Source organism: Thioclava sp. JE_KL1 (assembly GCF_009296265.1).
Classification (GTDB): Bacteria; Pseudomonadota; Alphaproteobacteria; order Rhodobacterales; family Rhodobacteraceae; genus Thioclava.
Genome location: NZ_WBJS01000004.1, coordinates 287,799 through 303,937 on the forward strand (window position 1 = coordinate 287,799; position 16,139 = coordinate 303,937).

Annotated in this window: 16 protein-coding genes; 12 read left to right on the forward strand and 4 right to left on the reverse strand. The window is 65.5% G+C overall.

The features are described 5' to 3' along the window. The first annotated feature begins 123 nt into the window (after positions 1–123). Both F8R15_RS09270 and F8R15_RS09275 read left to right on the forward strand, forming a co-directional pair. Complete coding sequence (locus tag F8R15_RS09270) at positions 124–1,101, forward strand: Gfo/Idh/MocA family protein (protein WP_152844371.1); 978 nt, start codon at positions 124–126, stop codon at positions 1,099–1,101. Positions 1,102–1,149: 48 nt separating this feature from the next. Further along, positions 1,150–2,058: a formate/nitrite transporter family protein gene (locus tag F8R15_RS09275; RefSeq protein WP_152844372.1), complete on the forward strand. Its 909-nt coding sequence runs from the start codon at positions 1,150–1,152 to the stop codon at positions 2,056–2,058. A 21-nt stretch (positions 2,059–2,079) separates the two neighbouring features. Here the strand turns inward: F8R15_RS09275 and F8R15_RS09280 are convergent, their stop codons facing one another. Together F8R15_RS09280 and F8R15_RS09285 are read right to left on the reverse strand one after the other, a co-directional pair. Further along, positions 2,080–2,880: an SseB family protein gene (locus F8R15_RS09280; RefSeq protein ID WP_152844373.1), complete on the reverse strand. Its 801-nt coding sequence runs from the start codon at positions 2,878–2,880 to the stop codon at positions 2,080–2,082. Continuing rightward, positions 2,877–3,458, reverse strand: a complete 582-nt coding sequence (locus F8R15_RS09285; protein ID WP_152844374.1) for a uracil-DNA glycosylase family protein — start codon at positions 3,456–3,458, stop codon at positions 2,877–2,879. Before F8R15_RS09285 ends, F8R15_RS09280 begins: the two co-directional genes overlap by 4 nt. 155 nt (positions 3,459–3,613) lie before the next feature. Here F8R15_RS09285 and F8R15_RS09290 point away from each other — a divergent pair, with 155 nt between their 5' ends. From F8R15_RS09290 to kdsA, 3 genes are read left to right on the forward strand one after another with little or no spacing between them, the layout of a single operon-like run. Continuing rightward, positions 3,614–4,267, forward strand: a complete 654-nt coding sequence (locus F8R15_RS09290) for an ABC transporter ATP-binding protein (RefSeq protein ID WP_078540654.1) — start codon at positions 3,614–3,616, stop codon at positions 4,265–4,267. Continuing rightward, the gene (locus F8R15_RS09295) at positions 4,251–6,065 is read left to right on the forward strand and encodes a capsule biosynthesis protein (protein ID WP_152844375.1); all 1,815 of its coding nucleotides are present in this window, start codon (positions 4,251–4,253) and stop codon (positions 6,063–6,065) included. The genes F8R15_RS09290 and F8R15_RS09295 overlap by 17 nt, the downstream gene beginning before the upstream one ends. Before the next feature lie 37 nt (positions 6,066–6,102). Beyond that, positions 6,103–6,936: a 3-deoxy-8-phosphooctulonate synthase gene (gene kdsA, locus F8R15_RS09300; protein WP_078570962.1), complete on the forward strand. Its 834-nt coding sequence runs from the start codon at positions 6,103–6,105 to the stop codon at positions 6,934–6,936. A 61-nt stretch (positions 6,937–6,997) separates the two neighbouring features. On the opposite strand, the gene F8R15_RS09305 is transcribed toward kdsA, so the two are convergent. Both F8R15_RS09305 and F8R15_RS21925 read right to left on the reverse strand, forming a co-directional pair. Continuing rightward, positions 6,998–7,843: a fumarylacetoacetate hydrolase family protein gene (locus tag F8R15_RS09305; RefSeq protein ID WP_152844376.1), complete on the reverse strand. Its 846-nt coding sequence runs from the start codon at positions 7,841–7,843 to the stop codon at positions 6,998–7,000. A gap of 60 nt (positions 7,844–7,903) precedes the next feature. Beyond that, on the reverse strand, positions 7,904–8,233 hold the full coding sequence (locus F8R15_RS21925; protein WP_368731024.1) for a YidH family protein: 330 nt from the start codon (positions 8,231–8,233) through the stop codon (positions 7,904–7,906). A gap of 630 nt (positions 8,234–8,863) precedes the next feature. On the opposite strand from F8R15_RS21925, the gene F8R15_RS09315 reads away from it, so the two are divergent. From F8R15_RS09315 to modC, 7 genes are all read left to right on the forward strand, one after another. Beyond that, complete coding sequence (locus F8R15_RS09315) at positions 8,864–10,438, forward strand: cbb3-type cytochrome c oxidase subunit I (RefSeq protein WP_152844377.1); 1,575 nt, start codon at positions 8,864–8,866, stop codon at positions 10,436–10,438. Beyond that, a complete protein-coding gene (locus tag F8R15_RS09320) occupies positions 10,435–11,088 on the forward strand; it encodes a cbb3-type cytochrome c oxidase subunit II (RefSeq protein ID WP_134332696.1) in 654 nt (217 codons plus the stop codon). Before F8R15_RS09315 ends, F8R15_RS09320 begins: the two co-directional genes overlap by 4 nt. 16 nt (positions 11,089–11,104) lie before the next feature. After that, on the forward strand, positions 11,105–12,385 hold the full coding sequence (locus F8R15_RS09325; RefSeq protein ID WP_172976195.1) for a c-type cytochrome: 1,281 nt from the start codon (positions 11,105–11,107) through the stop codon (positions 12,383–12,385). Further along, positions 12,382–13,482 carry a c-type cytochrome gene (locus F8R15_RS09330; protein ID WP_152844379.1) on the forward strand — a complete coding sequence of 367 codons (1,101 nt, stop codon included), beginning with the start codon at positions 12,382–12,384 and terminating at the stop codon, positions 13,480–13,482. Before F8R15_RS09325 ends, F8R15_RS09330 begins: the two co-directional genes overlap by 4 nt. Before the next feature lie 138 nt (positions 13,483–13,620). After that, positions 13,621–14,370 carry a molybdate ABC transporter substrate-binding protein gene (modA, locus tag F8R15_RS09335; RefSeq protein ID WP_152844380.1) on the forward strand — a complete coding sequence of 250 codons (750 nt, stop codon included), beginning with the start codon at positions 13,621–13,623 and terminating at the stop codon, positions 14,368–14,370. Further along, the gene (gene modB, locus F8R15_RS09340) at positions 14,367–15,062 is read left to right on the forward strand and encodes a molybdate ABC transporter permease subunit (RefSeq protein ID WP_152844381.1); all 696 of its coding nucleotides are present in this window, start codon (positions 14,367–14,369) and stop codon (positions 15,060–15,062) included. The genes modA and modB overlap by 4 nt, the downstream gene beginning before the upstream one ends. After that, a complete protein-coding gene (gene modC, locus F8R15_RS09345; RefSeq protein ID WP_152844382.1) occupies positions 15,062–16,138 on the forward strand; it encodes a molybdenum ABC transporter ATP-binding protein in 1,077 nt (358 codons plus the stop codon). Before modB ends, modC begins: the two co-directional genes overlap by 1 nt. Position 16,139: the final 1 nt, after the last annotated feature.

Below are 16,139 nucleotides of genomic sequence, written 5' to 3' on the forward strand. Positions count from 1 at the left end.
GCATCTCTGGCAGCCCCCTTCCGTTTCGACCCAGCGTAGCGATGTGCGACACCCGGTCAACGCGCCCCCGTTGCACCCGGTCCTGATTGCGCTACCATCGCGGCGAGAAAGGGAGGCTATCACATGACCGTTTTGAACTGGGGCATTCTGGGGGCTGCGAAATTCGCGCGCGAACATATGGGCCGGGCGATACACGCCGCTGAGGGCGCGCGGCTGGCGGCGCTCGCGACGTCGAGCCCCGAAAAAGCCGATCCGTTCAAGGCCTTCGCGCCCGATCTTAAGGTCCATGACAGCTATGACGCGCTGCTCGCCGACCCCGAGATCGACGTGGTCTATATCCCGCTGCCCAACACGCTTCATGTCGAATGGACGAAGAAGGCGCTGGCGGCAGGCAAGCATGTGCTGACGGAAAAGCCGATCGCGATGAAGGCCGACGAGATCGACGGGCTGATAGACGCGCGCGACGCGGCCGGAAAATTCGCGACCGAGGCCTATATGATCGTGCATCACCCGCAATGGCAGCAGGTGCGCGACTGGCTCGATGCGGGCGCGATCGGAGAACTGCGTCACGCCGATGTGGCCTTCACCTTCAACAACCCCGACCCGACCAATATCCGCAACAAGCCGGAGATGGGCGGCGGCTCGATCCCCGATATCGGCGTCTATGCCTATTCCTGCGTACGCTTCGCCGCGCGGGCGGAACCGGGCGATCTGCGCGCCGTCATCCATCGCGAGAACGATGTCGACACCTTCGCACAGGTCACCGGCGAGATGATCTCCGACAAGGGCCGCTTCACCTATGGCGCGATGACCTCGACCCGGCTGCATCCGCGTCAGGAAGCGGTGCTTCAGGGCTCCGAGGGGCTGATCCGTCTCACCTGCCCGTTCAACGCGAATGTCTTCGATCAGGCCGAGGTCACCCTGATCCGCAAGGGCAAACCGGACGAGGTGATCCGCTATCCGGGCGTGAATCAATATGTGATTCAGGTGGAGGCTTTCGTGCGCCACGTCACCGAGGGCGCCCCCTATATGTGGACGCTCGAAGACGCGCGCGGCACGCAGGCGATGATCGACAAGGTGTTCGCCAGCGAACAGGGATGATGCGGTCGCGCCTCGGGAACAAAGAACGCCTGGCGGTGTTCTGGATTTATGAAATCACATGGTTCCCAGAGTAACGATCAAAACCAGTCCGACGACGAGAGCGCGAAAGCCTCCAACGCCGTGCGCGAAAGGCATGAAAAGCGCTCGGTGATGCAGGCGTCGCGCCTCTCGGCGCGGCTGATCTATGCCGTGATCCGCCATGACGGCGACGAGGAGCTTAACCGCCCGCTGATCTCGCTCGTCTGGTCGGGTCTCGCCGCGGGCATCCTCATCAGCCTCTCGGTCATCGCGCAGGCGAGCCTGCATGCCCGTCTGCCCGATGAGGACTGGCGGATACTGGTCGAGTCGCTTGGCTATTCGGCCGGGTTCATGGTGGTGATCTTCGGGCGGATGCAGCTGTTTACCGAAAACACGATCACGACCGTGCTGCCGGTGGTGGCGGACCGCTCGCTGACCTGCCTGCTGAAGATGCTGCGGCTCTGGGCGATCGTGCTCGCCTCCAACGTGCTGGGCTGTGCGATCGCCTCGGGATTCCTGAGCATTCCGCATGTTATCCCCGACGAGATGACCGACAGTCTTCTCGCGGTGGCGCGTCACGCGACCGATGGCGATATGGGGCAGAACTTCTACCGCGCGATGCCCGCGGGGATCATCATCGCGGCCGTTGTGTGGATCATGCCCGCAGCGCAGGGCAGTTCCTTCCTCGTGATCCTCGCGATGACATGGCTGCTCGCCGCCTCGGGCTCGGCCCACGTCATCGCGGGCTCGGTCGAGGCGGGGCTGCTGGTCTGGGCAGGCCAGATGAGCCTTGCCGAGGCGTTCAGCCGGTTCTTCCTGCCGGTGCTCGCAGGCAATGTCGCGGGCGGCACGGCGGTCTTCACACTGCTCACATGGGGTCAGGTGAAGAACGAGGTGACGGGCGAACAGGACGAGGCAGAGACCGCGTCCGACCGATAAGCGAGCGCCGCCGGGCGCGCCTCAGCGCAGCTTCGGCGGCTTGCTCGGGTCCATGCCGGGGGCCGAACCGGGGACGATCTCCTGCACCTCTTCCTCTTCCGGCTCGGGCACATGCAGCACGAGGCCTTTGTCCAGCAGAAGCTGCGCGGCCTTTTCCTCGGGCTCGAGGAAAGTCACGTCCAGCTCCCCCGCATCGAGCCCGGAGAAGGTCAGCGCCTCGCCCATCGCCTTGGCGATCCCGGCGCGGAAATGCTCATGCGCGCCTATCACCGCGAGCACATGGCCCCGGTGGCCGTCCTCATAGGTCACGCCGCCCAGCACGGCGGCCTGCGCGATGCCAGCGAGCTGATGCAGCTTCGCCTCGAACGCGGGCAGCAGCAGCGCGATCACCGCAGGCGACAGGCCCGGAGCGGTGAATTCCACCGGGCGACCCTGCGCCTCGGACGGCGTATGCGCGAGCGTCTCGGTCAGCCAGTCGAGCGCCTCGGGCGGCAGAAGCATCGCCGAGTCCGCCACCGAGAGATTGACGCCCAGCCCGATATTCTCGCCCACCAGATGCTGCGCGATCACCCGGCCCGGCAGCGCCGCATAGGGCTGCGGGCCGTCGGCGAATTCGCCCAGACGATCCTCGGTGTCGAAGACGAGGACGAAATCGCCCTCTTCGGTGGAGAACACCTGCGGCTTGATGTTTTCGTCCTCGGGTTCTTCCTCGAGAAGCAGGAAAAGCTCGGCATCGGCGAGACGGTCGAACACGGCGAGGCGCTTGGCCTCGTTCTCGGGTTCGGCTTCCATCGCGGCATGGGCGCGGTCATAGGGGGTCATGTCAACTCCTTCACCCGCGCGCGCAGGACCGGCAGCAGGTCGGCCTCGAACCACGGGTTTTTCTTCAGCCATCCCGTATTGCGCCAGGACGGATGAGGCAAGGGGAAGAGGCGCGGCGCGTGGTCTCGCCACCCCATCACGGTCTGGGTCACGTTGCGCGTGCCCAGATGCCAGCGCTGCGCGGCACCGCCCACCAGAAGCGTCAGATCGACCGGGCCGATCTCGGCCATGACGCGCTCGCGCCATGTCTCGGCGCAGATCGCAGGCGGCGGCAGGTCCGAGCCCTTCGCGTCATAGCCCGGAAAGCAGAACGCCATCGGCGCGATCGCGATGCGGGACGTGTCGTAAAAGGTCTCGCGATCCACGCCCATCCAGTCGCGCAAGCGATCGCCCGAGCGGTCGTTGAACGGCACGCCCGTCTCATGCACCCGAAGCCCCGGCGCCTGCCCCACGATCAGAACGCGCGCCCCCGCCCCGAACCACGCGACGGGTCGCGGAGAATGCCCCGTGGCCGTCGCCCGGAACCGCGCCGCGCAGATGCGACAGGCCCGGATGTCCTCTTGCACGGGTCGGGTCATAGTTTCCTCTCTGGTGTCAATGTGTTCCTCGTTGCATAACCCTCCTCCAAGTGAACATAATCCTGCCCAAATCCAAGGTTAGGTGGGTTCTCAGCCTGCGCCCCCCGTGATTTAGTGGCAAGGCGCGTATAATTGGAGACCCGGACCGAGAGCTTATGATCGTATTCGAGAACGTCTCCAAATCCTTCTGGACCGGTAAGCAGCGCAAGGTGATCCTAGAACGCGCGAGCTTCCGTGTGGAATTGGGCCACAGCCTCGGCATTCTCGCACCCAACGGCACCGGAAAAACTACGATCATCAACATGATGGCAGGGCTGGAAAAGCCCGACGAGGGCGACATTCGCCGCACCAGCCGCGTCTCGTTCCCGCTGGGCTTCATGGGCGGCGTCGTCTCGAAACACTCGGCGCGCGAAAACGCCCGCTTCATCGCGCGGCTCTACGGGCTCGACCCCGATTACGTCGAAGCCTTCTCGCGCTGGCTGACAGGCATCGCGGAATATTTCGACCAGCCCGTGGGCACTTACAGTTCGGGGATGCGCGCGCGGTTCACGTTTTCCCTGCTTCTGGCGCTGGAATTCGACATTTACCTGATCGACGAGGGGATGCCCTCGACCACCGATGTGGAGTTCAACCGAAAGGCAGGTTCGATCCTGCGCGACCGGCTGCGCGATTCCACCGTGGTCGTAGTCTCGCACCAGCCCGCCACGATCGAGAAATTCTGCAATCGCGCGGCGGTGCTGCGCGACGGCCAACTTTATCAGTTCGACACTCTGGAAGAAGCGAAGCGGTTGTATGACTACCAGTCCTAAGGCCCCGAAATTCCGTATCCGCCGCGATGGTCCGGTGATCACGGGGAGCGATGGCTCGCTGCAACTGGGCGCCATGCCGCTGCAATCGGGCGCGGGCTACGCCGCCTCCGAACCTGCCACGCCGCGCGCTTCGAACGCCTCGGCGGCCTCCGCTGCGCAAAGCGCGCCCTCCGCGGAGGCGCCGCAGCCGCAACGGCAGCGCAAGCCGCAACCGCAGCGCCAGCCGGACGATCCGTCCAACCTGTTCGAGCCGCAGGACGACGGGTTCGGCGATCATAAATTCCCGACCGCAGACCAGACCGACTCCGAGGTGATCGACGCGGGCCAGCGCACCCCCGAGGAAGAAATCGACGCGATCCGCGCCGAGGGGCTAACCGGCCGCCAGTTGCGCCTCGCGCGCCGCATGGCCCAGAAACACGGCGTTCAGGCCAGTTCCGATTTCGAGGCCGTGCTGCTTCTGCGCCGCCGCGGGATCGACCCGTTCGACCGCTCGAATATCGTGGCGCTTGTGAAACCCGGCGAGGCAGAGGCGACCTCGCGGGCGCTGGCACGCACCGATGGGCCGGGCGCCGATACCCGCGTGAACCTGCCGCAGACGATCAAGCAGGGTCAGGTCCCCTCCACCGAGGTGATGAACGCGGACCGCCGCGCCGCCGAAATCCTGCGCATCCAGCGCGACATCGCCAAACGACGCCGCCGCAAGCTGATGCTGCTGGGCGCGCGGCTGGGCTTCTTCGTGGTGCTGCCGACGCTGATGGCCGCCTATTACTACTTCGCGATGGCCACGCCGATGTATGCGACGAAATCGGCCTTCGTGATCCAGAAAGCCGAAGGGATGGGCAATTCCGGGCTGGGCTCGCTGTTCTCGGGCACGCAGCTCGCCACCAATCAGGACTCGGTCACGGTGCAGTCCTATCTGCAATCGCGCGATGCGATGAAGCGGCTCGACCGCGATCAGGGGTTCAAGAAGATCTTCGAGGACCAGAGCATCGACCCGCTGCAGCGGCTGCCGGAAAACGCGACCGACGAGCAGGCCTACCGGCTCTATTCCAAGATGGTGCAGATCGGCTACGACCCCTCCGAGGGCATCGTGAAGATGGAAGTGGTCGCCCCCGATCCGGCGAAATCGCAGAAATTCTCCGAGTCGCTGATCTCCTATGCCGAACAGCAGGTGGACCAGTTGACTTCGCGGCTGCGCGACGACCAGATGAAGGGCGCGCGCGAAAGCTATGAGGATGCCGAGGCCAAGGTCTTCGCGGCGCAATCCAAGGTGCAGCAGCTGCAGGAAAAGGTCGGCGTGCTCGATCCCGTCAGCGAAAATTCGATGGTGATGGGTCAGGTCGCCAATCTGGAAAACCAGTTGCAGCAGAAGCGTCTCGAACTGGGGCAGCTGCTCGACAATCCGCGGCCCAATCAGGCGCGGGTCGCGGGCGTGCAGGGCGACATCAAGCGCATTCAGGCGCTTCTCGACACCACGCGCAGCCAGCTGACGACCGCACGGCAATCCACGGGGGGCGAGTCGCTCGCCGCCGTCACCGGCCAGCTGCAGATCGCTCAGGGCGAGTTGCAGACCCGGCAGATGCTGCTGTCGGCGGCGGCCCAGCAGATGGAAACCGCCCGCATCGAGGCGAACAAGCAGGTGCGCTATCTGGAGATGGGCGTGCGCCCCGTCGCCCCGGACGAGCCCACCTATCCGCGCGCTTTCGAGAACACGCTGTTGGCTTTCCTGATCTTCTCGGGCATCTATCTGATGCTGTCGCTCACAGCTTCGGTCCTGCGCGAGCAGGTCTCGAGCTGACCCCTGAGCGGCCCGTCACGAGGCTGCGGAGAGAGATATGAAAGACGTGAAAATCGGCGGGCTGACCGTCTCGAACGACCGCCCGCTGACGGTGATCGCGGGGCCCTGCCAGCTGGAAAGCCGCGACCATGCGATGATGATCGCGAAGGAAATGGCCCGTGCCTGCGATCAGGCGGGCGCGCAATTCATCTTCAAGGCGAGCTACGACAAGGCCAACCGCACCAGCCTCAAGGGCAAGCGCGGCCTCGGAATCGACGCGGGTCTGAAGATCCTCGAAGAGGTGCGCGCCGAGATCGGCTGCCCGGTGCTGACCGACATCCATGACGCCGAACAGGCCCGCATCGCGGGCGCGGTGGTCGACGTGATCCAGATCCCGGCCTTCCTGTGCCGCCAGACCGATCTTCTGCTCGCTGCGGGTGAGACCGGCTGTGTCGTGAACATCAAGAAGGGCCAGTTCCTCGCGCCGTGGGACATGCCGAACGTGGCCGACAAGGTCGCCTCGACGGGCAACGAGAAGATCCTGCTGACCGAGCGCGGCACCTCCTTCGGCTACAACACGCTGGTCGCCGATATGCGCGGCCTGCCCGAGATGGCCAAGACCGGCTACCCGGTGATCATGGATGCGACCCATTCGGTGCAGCAGCCCGGCGGTCAGGGCGGTTCCTCGGGCGGTCAGCGCGAATTCGCCCCGGTGATGGCGCGGGCCGCCGTCTCGCTCGGCATCGCAGGCGTGTTCATCGAGACCCACGAGGCGCCCGATACCGCGCCCTCGGACGGGCCGAACATGATCCCGCTGAACCAGATGCCGAAGCTGGTCCAGACTCTGATGGAGTTCGACCGGATCGCCAAGGACGACCCGATCCGGCTGTAAGCGCCCATAGAAAAGGGCACGCGAGAGACCCGCGCGCCCTGCCCTGTTCTTTGCGATCGGATCAGGCGTCGGCCACGACCTCGGCGCGCTGCTTGCCCAGACCTTCGATCTCCAGTTCCACCACGTCGCCCGGATGCAGGAAGCGCGGCGTCTCCATCCCCATCGCGACGCCCGGCGGGGTGCCGGTCGAGATCACGTCGCCCGGATGCAGCGTCATGAACTGGCTGAGGTAGCTCACCAATTTCTTCACACCGAAGACCATCGTCTCGGTCGAGCCGTTCTGCATCACCTCGCCATTCACGCTCAGCTTCATCGCCAGCTTCTGCGGATCGGCCACGGAGTCGCGGGTCACCAGATACGGACCGAGCGGGCCGAAGCTGTCGCAGCTCTTGCCCTTGGTCCACTGGCCCGCGCGATCCTTTTGATAGCTGCGCTCGGAGACGTCATTGGCGAGCACGAAACCCGCGACGTAATCCATCGCATCCTCTTCCGAGACGTATTTCGCGGGCTTGCCGATCACGATGCCCAGCTCGACCTCCCAGTCGGTCTGCTCGGAGCCGCGCGGCAGCACGATGGGATCGTTCGGCCCTTGGATCGCGGAGGTGGCCTTCATGAAGATCAGCGGCTCGGGCGGCACCTGCGCACCGGATTCCGCGGCGTGATCGGCATAGTTCAGCCCGATGCAGATCATCTTGCCGATCCCGGCCACCGGCGCGCCCAGACGCGTGCCCTCGGGCACGACAGGCAGCTCCGACGCATCGAGCGAGCCGATCGCGGCCAGTCCGTCATCCGAGAGCACCGCGCCCCCGATATCGGCAACCTGCCCCGACAGGTCGCGGATCACGCCCTGATCGTCCATCAGCCCCGGTTTCTCGGCCCCGATCAGCCCATGACGCAGAAGTTTCATGTGATGTCCTCCTTCATTTTGGCGGCATCAAGCCCGCGCAGCGGCGAAGATGCAAGGGCGTCAGCGGACATGCAGGATGAAAATCCCGAGTAGAACCATGAGCGCGATCACCAGCGCGAAGAGCAGCAGATCGGGCCAGTTGGTGCCTCTTTCGTCCGGCGCTTCCTCGGCGTCGATCAGCGCGCGCAGCATCCGCATCCGCACGAAGGCGAGGATCACCACCACCCCGCCGCTCAGCACCATCGCGAGATCGGACCAGCCAGGAATATCCGCCCGGGTCAGCTTCGCGGCCGTCAGCCCGACGCCGACGATCGCGATGGCCGTGCGCAGCCAGGCCAGAAAGGTCCGCTCGTTCGCGGCGTGGTCCTTGAAATTCTCCTTCGTGGCCACTGTCGTCCTGCCTTTCCATCGCCCCCGTCGCGGCGCGCCGTGGGCGGGTCCGAGAGGCCGCCCTTGTCGCCGTTCCTGCACCAGAATCGCGCCGAGGCCCCGCCCGGTTCCCGGGCCCCGCAAATCGGCACGCCGCCCTTCCCCTTGGAACTTCGGCCCACGCTTCAACCCGTCTCACGGCAAACGTGAGGCACGGATCACGCATTCGTTGCCCCGATCAGCACCGCGGGAGCACATTGCGAGCGCCCCAACGACGGCTTTCCGCGTTAAAAATATGACACACCCGGACGCGTGCGCCTTCCGCGCAGGAAAGCATGCCGCAGGGTCCGTTCAACCAAATTCATCATCGCGTGAGGTGAGGTGGTCGCGCCCCCGTGACTGCATCATCCTTAGCGTTCGCGAACATACGGCCCCGCGCCACATGGTCGTGATCGTCCCTGCGCGGGCGTCGGTGCGCCCGACATCTGCAAACATATGCATGTTTGGAACTGATCACGCTGCCGTGCATTGTTCGTGAAAGAGACATGAAAACAAACCGACCAACCGGGCTAAAGGGAGAATGGAACAGTGACGAGCATCCACGCGTCGCACCGGCTCGGCCCGGGTCAAGTCTGACACCGGAGCCAGCCTATGCAAATCACCGAAACGCTCGGCCTGCTGCTCGCGCTCAGCTTCGTCATCTCGCTTCTGGCGTTGACGATCCTGATCTGGGCGATCGCGAACAAGCAGGTCCATACGCCAGACGCCGATGACGCGCGGACCATTTTCGAGCCCGGCGAGGGCGCGGATATCGATTATCCCGACAAGCCCCACCATTTCGACACGGCCCGCAGCGGCATCGACGCGAATTCCTCCAGCGTCGTGATGTGGCTCATCGCGGCGGCGGTGTTCTGGCTGATCTACGGCTCGCTGCACGGGCTGGCCGCCTCGCTCGAACTCCACCTGCCCGACCTGATGTCGGGGACCGCGCAGATGACCTTCGGGCGGATGCGCACCGTTCACCTGAACTCGGTCGCCTATGGCTGGGCGAGCCAGGGCGGGCTTGCGGCCGTGTGCTGGATCATCCCGCGCATCTTCCGCACCAACCTGCGTATGACGGGCCTTCTGAAGGTCGGGATCGTGCTGTGGAATATCGGTCTGGCGGCTGGCGTGCTGGCCATCGCGAACGGCTGGACCGACGGCCTCGAGTGGCTCGAGATCCCGTGGCAGATCGACATCATCCTCGCCGCCGGCGCGGCGTGCTTCGTGGCCCCGCTGATCGCGACCGCGAAGAACCGCAACGTCCATCACATCTATGTCTCGGGCTGGTATTTCCTCGCGGGCGTGCTGTGGTTCCCGGTGCTGTTCATCGTCGCCAACATCCCCGGCGTCCATCACGGCGTCGAGCAGGCCACGATGAACTGGTGGTATGCGCATAACGTGCTGGGCCTGTGGCTGACGCCGCTGGGCGTGGGCACGGCCTATTACTTCATCCCGAAAATCATCGGCAAACCGGTCTATTCCTACGCGCTGTCGCTGGTGGGCTTCTGGGCGCTGGCGCTGTTCTACAGCCAGGTCGGCATCCACCACCTGATCGGCGGCCCGGTCCCCACCTGGCTGGTGACGCTTTCGGTGGTGCATTCGGTAATGATGTTCGTCCCCGTCATCGCGGTGGCGATCAACCAGCACGTCACGGTGGCGAGCAACCTCTGGGCGCTCAAGGAGTCGATGCCGCTGCGCTTCATCTCCTTCGGGGCGGTGATGTACACGCTGGCCTCGTTCCAAGGCTCGATCGAGGCGCTGCGCTCGGTCAACTCGATCACTCACTTCACCCATTACACGGTGGCGCACGCGCATCTGGGTGCCTATGCCTTCGTGTCGCTGGTGCTGATGGGCGCGATCTACCAGATCGTGCCGCGCGCAACGGGCAAATACTGGCCCTTCCCGCGCATGATCGCATGGCATTTCTGGCTGAACGTGATCGGCTTTGCCGTCTACTTCTTCTCGCTGACCATCGGCGGCATCCTGCAGGGCCTCGCCCAGCTCGATGCGACCAAGCCCTTCGCCGACAGCGTGATCCTGCTCAAGCCCTATCTCGAAGGCCGTTCGCTCGGCGGCGGGCTGATGACGCTGGGCCATGTGCTGCTGGCGATCAACCTCATCGCGATCGGCTTCGCCAAGAAGACCCGTGAGACCGAAACCGAAAACATGGTGGCTGCAGAATGAACCGCTATCTTCCTCTCGCAATCACGGCGCTGGCGATCCTTGCGCTCGCGACCCTGTTCCTGGTGATCGCGCCGGGCATGCAGATCAGCGCGCAAGGCCCGTCGCAGGGGCTCAAACCCTACACCGAGGCCGAGGCGCGCGGACGTGCCGTCTATGTCTCGATGGGCTGCCTTTACTGCCACTCGCAGCAGCCGCGCTCGCTGGCGCAGGCCCCCGATGCCGAGCGCGGCTGGGGCCGCGCCTCGGTCGCGGGCGACTATGCCTATGACGACCCCCACCAGCTGGGCACGATGCGCACCGGGCCGGACCTGATGGATATCGGCGACCGCCTGCCCTCGCAGGCCTGGCAGCTGACCCACCTCTACCAGCCCCGCGCCATCGCGAGCTGGTCGATCATGCCCGCCTATCCCTACCTCTTCGAGCATAAGGACAAGGCCGGGCCCGACGATGTGGTGGTCAAGCTGCCCGCGAAATACGCGCCGAAATCCGGCGTGATCGTGGCCAAGCAGGATGCGCTCGACCTCGTGACCTATCTGCAGGGCATGAAGCGCCAATACGCCCCGCCGAAGGACGGTCTGCGCGACAACGGCTACGCGCTGATCGCCGAAAAGCAACGCGACGCGACCGATGCCACCACGGCCTCGAACTGAGACCAGGGAGACAAGAATGACCGATAAGAAACCCGATCCCCGGCGTCCCGACGAAACCTTCGAGCCGTTCGAGGAAACCCGCCGCATCCCGTGGCCCGTCTATTCGATCGCGATCGCGCTCGCGATCTGGGGGGTGATCATGCTGGTCCAGACCAGCACCGCCGTTCAGGTTGCCGACAAGACGCAAGAAGAGGTGACCAAGGAGGATAGCACCAAACTCGCTCAGGCCGCCGCGCCCGATCTGGACGCGGGCAAGACGCTGTTTGCCGACAATTGCGCCACCTGCCACGGCGATGCGGGCGAAGGCGTGGCCGGCGCCTTCCCTCCGCTGCACGGCTCGGATGTCGTGAAGCTGGGCGGCGCGAAAGCCGTGACCCATATCGTGATGCGCGGCATCGGCGGCAAGCTCAACGTCAATGGCGACGGCTATGAAGGCCAGATGCCCGCCTTCGGCTCGGTACTCAGCGACACCGAGATTTCCGAAATCGCGTCCTATGTCGCGACCGGGCTCAACGACGACGCCAAGACGATCAGCGCCCCCGAGGTGGCCGATATCCGCAAGGTCGCCGGTGACAAAGATCCGTTCGATGGCGGGGCCGGGCTTGCCGGGCTGATCAACGACCTGCCCGCGCAGCCGAACTCGGAAGCGGCCGATCAGGGCGCCGATTCCGAGCGTGTCGCCCAGCTCGTGGGCAAAGGCACCGACACCGTCTGGGCCTGCGCAAGCTGCCACGGCGACAAGGGCGAAGGCATCGAGACCGTGCCGCGCCTGGCGGGCCTTCCGGCGCCCTATCTGGCCAAGCAGCTGCATGACTTCCAGAGAGGCACCCGGTTCAACGACTCGATGGCCTATGTCGCCAAGGGTCTCAGCGATCGCGAGATCGGCGAGCTGGCCAATTACTACGCGAGCATGAGCAGCCCCTCGGGCGCGAAACCGTCGCTGCAGGGCGATCTCAAGCGCGGCGCGCAACTCGCCAAGCAAGGCGACTGGTCGATCGGCGTTCCCGCCTGCTTCACCTGTCACGGGCCCTCGGGCGTCGGCGTTGCACCGAACTTCCCCGGGATCGCCGCGCAGCAGCCCAGCTATGTCGCGCATCAGCTCGCGATGTGGGCGGGCGGCGCGCGCCATAACTCGCCACTCGGCCTGATGGCGGGGATCGGCAAGGCCCTGAACGACTCCGATCGCCGCGCCGTGGCCGACTACCTCGCCTCGCTCGCACCGATGCCGGCGATGGACAAAACCGAACTGGCCGCGATGGAGAGCAACATCCCGGTCCGTGAAGGAGTGGATCAATGAGTAACAAGCACCCGTCCGATATTCCTCCGCGCGGAGAGACCAAATCCTCCCGCGGGCAAACCGTGCTGCGGGCGATCCTCGCGGTGGGCGGCGGCCTCGTGCTGGTCGTGCTGGGCTCGCTCCTCGTCGATTTCGGCCTCGCCCCCAGCTGGCTGACCGGCGCCACCCGCGACCAGAGCGAAGCCGAGACCGCCGCGGCGCAAAGCGGCGGCGAGACCAAGCAGGCCGCGCTGTTCCAGCCGCCTGCGGAAAGCACCATCCCCGATGACGATTTCGGCAAATCGGTGCGCCGCGGCATGGCGATCTTCAACGACACCGGCACCAACGCGCATGACTTCGTGGGCAACGACCTGTCCTGTTCGAACTGCCACCTCGATGCGGGCCGTCAGGCCTATTCCGCGCCGATGTGGGCGGCCTACCCGGTCTATCCGAAATATCGCGGCAAGAACAAAATGGTGAACACCATGGAGGACCGCATCAAGGGCTGCTTCACCTATTCGATGAACGCGCAAGGCTCGCCCTCGGGTGGCCCGCCGCCCTATGGCTCGGATGTCTATCGCGACCTGCAGGCCTATTTCTTCTGGATGTCAAAGGGCCTGCCCACGGGCGAGAAGCCGGAAGGCGCAGGCTTCGGCAAGATCGACAAGCCCGCGCAAGAGCCCTCGCGCCAGCGCGGCGAAGAGGTCTTCGCCGAGAACTGCGCGGTCTGCCACGGCGCCGACGGTCAGGGTCAGAAAGACATCAACGGCAAGGTCGTCTTCCCGCCGCTCTGGGGGCCGCACAGCTTCAACTGGGGCGCGGGCATGCACAAGGTCGACGCCGCCGCCGCCTTCATCAAGCACAACATGCCGCTGTCGGAGCCGAACAAGCTCAGCGTGCAGGAAGCCTGGGACGTGGCCGCCTTCGTCGACAGCCATCCGCGCCCGAACGACCCGCGCCAGATCGGCGACGTGACGGTGAAGGACGCCTTCGACAAATGGCACCACAAGCACCAGGGCTTCTACGGCAAGAAAGTCGATGGGGAGCTGATGGGGCCGGGCTACCCGTCCGGCGATCAGGCCTCCGTGCCCGCGCAAAACGAAAACTCGGGCGGCTAAGCCTTTCCCTTAGACGACCCGAACGGGCCGGCGCAGCGATGCGCCGGTCCTTTTTTGCGCCCCTTTGAACCCTCCGCGCGCTTGCCTTTGGCGGCCTGCGCTGCAATATGTATGGCGGAACATATCGAAGGAGGCCCCATGTCCCTGCCCCGCATCCTCGCCCTTGCGCTGATCCCGGCGAGCCTCGCGCTGCCCGCCCGCGCCGAGGACGTCACGATCTTCGCCGCCGCCTCGATGAAGACCGCGCTCGATCAAGTGGCGAAAGCATGGGAAGCCCAGACCGGCGACGTGGCGCATATCTCCTACGCGGGCTCGGGCGCGCTGGCTCGTCAGATCGCCGCCGGGGCACCGGCCGACATCTATATCTCCGCCAATCCGTGCTGGATGGAGACGGTCGCGAGGACGGGCCGCATCGAGGCGCAAGAGGACCTGCTGGCCAATCACCTCGTCCTGATCGCCCATGACCCGAAGGCCGCGCCGGTGACGATCTCTGCGGATCTGGACATCAAAGCGCTCCTGCAGGGCGGCAAGCTCGCGATGTCGCTGGTGAACGCGGTGCCTGCGGGGCAATACGGCAAGGCGGCGCTGGAGCATTACGGCCTCTGGACCAAGGTGGAGCCCGAGGTCGCGCAGGCCGACAACGTGCGCGCGACGCTGGCGATGGTGGCCCTTGGCGCCGCTCCTTACGGGATCACCTACGCGACCGATGCCGTGGCCGAACCGCGCGTGCATGTCGTGGCGACCTTCCCCGCGGACAGCCACCCGCCGATCCGCTACCCCGCGGCCCGGCTCACCCAGAGCGACGCGGCCAAAAGCTTCTACGCCGAGCTGAAATCCGATGAAGCCGCAAAAATCTTCCACGACCAAGGCTTCGAGACGCTGAAATGAGCTGGCTGTCGCCCTCCGACTGGCAAGCGGTTGTCCTGTCGCTGAAAGTGGCGGGCTGGGCGACGCTGCTGTCGCTGCCGCCGGGTCTGTTCGTGGCCTATGCGCTGGCCCGCTGGCGCTTTCCCGGGCGCAGCCTCGTCAACGGGCTGGTGCATCTGCCGCTGATCCTGCCGCCCGTCGTCACCGGCTACCTGCTGTTGATCGGCTTCGCGCCGAACGGAGTGATTGGGGCGGCGCTGGCGAAGATCGGGGTCACGGTCGCCTTCTCGTGGCGCGGCGCGGCGCTGGCCGCCGGGATCATGGCCTTTCCGCTGATGGTGCGCGCGATCCGGCTCGCGATCGAGGCGGTGGACCCGAAGCTGGAACAGGCGGCCTCAACCCTCGGGGCCTCGCGCATCGCCAGTTTCGCAACGATCACCCTGCCTCTGATCCTGCCGGGAATCCTCGCGGGCTCCATCACCGCCTTCGCCAAGGCGATGGGAGAATTCGGCGCGACGATCACATTCGTGTCGAACATCCCCGGCCAGACCCAGACCCTGCCGCTCGCGATCTATTCGCAATTGCAGGTGCCGGGCGGCGAGGCGGATGCCGCGCGGCTGGTGGTGATCTCGGTCACGCTGGCGCTTGGCGCGCTGTTGGTCTCGGAGTGGCTGGCGCGACGGATCGCGGCGCGGATCGCGGGGCATAACTGATGCTGGAAATCTCGCTCAGCCATCGCCTGCCCGCGCTCGATCTGGACGTCAATTTCACCGCGCCCGAAGGCGTCACCGCGCTGTTTGGCCCGTCCGGCGCGGGCAAGACGACGGTGGTGAACGCGGTCGCCGGGCTGCTGCGTCCCGACCGGGGGCGGATCGTGGTGAATGGCGAGGTGCTGCTCGATACCGAGGCCGGCATCTGCCTGCGACCCCACAAGCGCCGCATCGGCTATGTCTTTCAGGACGCCCGGCTTTTCCCACATCTCAGCGTGAAATCGAACCTGCTCTACGGACAACGTTTCAACAAAACCAAGACCGCGCCGGAGTTCGACCGCATCATCGACATGCTCGGTCTCGGCGCACTGCTGGAGCGCCGTCCGGCCGCACTTTCGGGCGGCGAGAAGAGCCGTGTCGCCTTGGGACGCGCGATCCTGTCGAACCCGCGGATGCTTCTGATGGACGAACCTCTGGCCGCGCTGGATGCCGCGCGGAAGGCGGAAATTCTTCCTTATATCGAGCGGTTACGGGACGAAGTTAAACTGCCCATCCTCTATGTCAGCCACGCCCCCGCCGAGGTCGCGCGGCTTGCGACCTCGATCGCGCTGATCGAGACCGGACGCCTGCGCGGCTTCGGCCCCGCGCGCGAGATTCTGTCCGATCCGACGCTCGCCCCGGCGCTTGGGCAACGCGAAGCGGGTGCAGTCATTTCGGGGCGTGTCATGGAGCAAGAAGCAGACGGCTTGGCCCGGATCGAGACCGCGGGCGGGCCAGTGCTGCTGCCCTATCCGGCGGGCCAGCCCGGCCAATCGCTGCGGCTGCGCATCCATGCGGGCGACGTGACACTGGCAGTCGGGCACCCCGAGGGGCTGTCCGCGCTCAATATCCTGCCTGTCACGGTCGCGGAGCTGCGCCCCGCGGGTCCGCCCAGCGTCTACGTGCGCCTGAAGATGGGTGACGAGCATCTGCTGGCCCGGCTCACCACCCGCTCGGTCGAGGCACTTCGCCTGACCGAGGGGATGGCGTGCCACGCGATCATCAAGGCGATGTCGGTGGCCTCCGAGGATGTGGGCTAGC